This is a genomic window from Bacillota bacterium, from assembly GCA_040754675.1.
Lineage (GTDB): Bacteria > Bacillota > Limnochordia > Limnochordales > Geochordaceae > Geochorda.
In genome coordinates, this window is record JBFMCJ010000514.1 from 1 (window position 1) to 2,839 (window position 2,839).

Below are 2,839 nucleotides of genomic sequence, written 5' to 3' on the forward strand. Positions count from 1 at the left end.
GGACATTGCTGTCTGTGCTAATCCAGAAGGGGGCCACGTGATCACCGAAAATGGAGCCACCCCGGCAGTAACGGGGGGCTAGAGCAAGAGGGCACGCCGCACCCACACCAAACCTGCTAGGCTTTGGTTGACCGACCAAACCTGAGCAGGAGGCAGGAGATGAAAGACGTGCCCGAGATCCATTCTATCCGAACTCTCCACGCCAGAGGCTTCTCAAAGCGCAGGATCGCCGCGCTGCTCAAAGTCAGCCGGAAGACGGTCGACAAGTACACGGCTGAGGACTACATCGTCGACCCCGCACCGCGGATGCGCCTCACCAAGGAAAGGCCCTCTCCGAAGATGGACCCCTGGAAACCGGTCATCGATCAGTGGCTGGCCGAGGACGAGACTCGCCCCCGAAAGCAGCGTCGGACGGCCAGGAAGATGTACCGCGATCTCGCGTCCATCTTCAACGCCGACGTCTCCGAGGCGACCGTCCGCCGCTACGTGCGCTCCCGCAAGCAGGAGCGGGCCAGGCAGGCCTATGTCCCCCTGGAGTTCCCGATGGGGTCGATGGCCGAGGTGGACTTCGGCCACGCTCTGGTGTCGATCGACGACGTGGAACGGACGCTGCCCTTCTTCGCCATGCGCCTGATGGCCAGCGGGGTGTCCTTCGTGAAGGTGTACCCTCACGCGAAGCTCGAGGCCATGCTCGACGGGATAGCCAGCGGCCTGGCCTTCCTCGGTGGCGTGCCCCGTCAGCTCATGTTCGACAACGACAGCACCATCGTCCGCGAGATCCTGGGCGGCGGCCTGCGGGTCCAGACGCCGGAGTTCAAGGCCCTGGCCGCCCACTACGGGTTCGAGCCCGTGTTCGCCAACCCGGGGGCCGGCAACGAGAAGGGCGGGGTCGAGAGCCTGGTCAAGTGGGCCCAGAGGAACCTCTTCAGCCCGGTCCCCCGGGCGGCGTCCCTCGACGAACTCAACCGGAAGCTCCTGGCGGAATGCCTGGCCGACAGCCAGACCCGCCGGCGGGGAAGGGGCGAACGCCTTGTGGCCGACCTCTGGGAGGAGGAGCAGGCCCATCTCGCGACCCTACCGGCCTCGGTCTTCCCGGCGTGCCGGAACCGGTTCGTCCGGGTGGACAAGACCCTCCTGGTGACCTACGACCGGGCGGTATACTCCGTTCCGCCGGCCTATGCGCGGAAGTCCCTCCTGCTCCGGGCCTTCTGGGACCGGATCGAGATCACCGACCGGGAACGGACGGTGGCCATCCACCCAAGGCAGGAGCCCGGCGGCTGCTCCATGCATCTTGAGCACTACCTCCCGGTCCTGGCCCACAAGCCGCGGGCCGTGGCCCACGCGGCCGTGATCGCCCGCGGAGAGCCGGCTATCGCCCGCTACCGGGACCATTTCCTGGCCGCCCGCCCCGGCGCCTACCGTGAACTCGTGGCCGTGCTGCGGCTGGCCGAGACGGTGGGAGTGCGGCGCCTGGCCGCCGCGCTGGAGACGGCCTCGCGCTACCGGACCTTCGACCTCGAGAGCGTCCGGTCCATCCTGGCCATGGCCGTGCCGGGCGAGAATCTGTTGCCCACGGATCTTGACCAGCGGCATCTCGGCCGCTGGCCCGAGACCCCGGTGCCCGAGGTGGCTGCCGGTGCCTACGCCTGGCTGGATGAAGTGGCCGTAGGGAGGGATTGCCGGTGAGCGTGGCCCAGGCGTTTGACGATGAGGGGCTCTGGGGCCGCATCGACGCCTGGCTCCACGCCCTGCGCCTGCCCGGAGCCGCGGCCCGTTGCCGTTCCCTGGCCCAGGAGATCGGTGCCGGCGAGGACTCCGTGCGGTTCCTGGAAGGAGTCCTGGCGGCCGAGCTCGAGTCCCGCGAGATCCGACGCTACCAGCGCAACCTCCGGGCGGCCCGGTTCCCCGTGGTCAAGGAACTCGGCGGCTTCGACTTCGCCGCCGTCCCCAGCCTCCCCAAGGCCAAGGTTGACGAACTGGCCACCGGTTGCTTCGTGACCGCTCACGAGTGCGTCATCCTGGTCGGGAACCCTGGGACGGGCAAGACCCACCTTCTCATCGGCCTTGGGATGGAGGCTATCCGGAAGGGCTTCCGGGTGAGGTTCGTGACCGCCGCGGCCCTGGTGAACGAGCTGCTCCTGGCCAGGGCCGAGCTCCGCGTCCCGAAGCTCCTCCGGTTCTACGGGACCTTCGATCTGGTCTTGGTCGACGAACTCGGCTACGTGCCCTTCAGCCGGGAGGCCGCCCAGCTCCTCTTCGAATTCTTCTCCGACCGCTACGAGACCAGGGCCACCGCCCTGACCACCAACCTGCCCTTCGCCCAGTGGACCCAGGTCTTCGGGGACGAGACCATGACCGTGGCTCTCCTCGACCGCCTGACCCACCGCAGCCACGTCCTCCTGCTCAACGGGGAGAGCTACCGCCTGCGGGAGAGCCGGAGAAGGGCGTCGGCGACGGGCCCGGACCAGCCGGCTCCCCATGGAGAGGAGAAGGCCTCATGACAGCCCCCAAGCAGTCGGGGAGGGGACCCCCGGGGCAACCCCTACGCCATCAAGGTCAGGACACTGGCTCCAGGCGTGCCCTGGCCCCCTTTTCAATGAACACAGTGGTTCCCTTTTCGGTTGACACGAGCAGGTAGCCCTCCCCGTGGAAGGGACTGTCGTTGATGTCTCCCGGAACTTCTCGACAAGGTCGTTGCCCCTAACGGCCATCTTGGGCCCGCACTTGCCGCCACCGTGAATATGTGACGGTCCTGAGCGCAGGGGAAGGGTTGGCCTGGCGGACGGAGCCCAACCCTGGAGGGGTAGCCCCTTCTGGAAATGGCCCGGGAATGGGCTGA

Annotated in this window: 2 protein-coding genes; both read left to right on the forward strand. The window is 67.6% G+C overall.

The window, feature by feature from the left end:
* Window positions 1-159 precede the first annotated feature (159 nt).
* A complete protein-coding gene (gene istA / locus AB1609_19995) occupies window positions 160-1,686 on the forward strand; it encodes an IS21 family transposase (protein ID MEW6048725.1) in 1,527 nt (508 codons plus the stop codon).
* Window positions 1,683-2,501, forward strand: a complete 819-nt coding sequence (istB, locus tag AB1609_20000; GenBank protein MEW6048726.1) for an IS21-like element helper ATPase IstB — start codon at window positions 1,683-1,685, stop codon at window positions 2,499-2,501. The genes istA and istB overlap by 4 nt, the downstream gene beginning before the upstream one ends.
* Window positions 2,502-2,839: the final 338 nt, after the last annotated feature.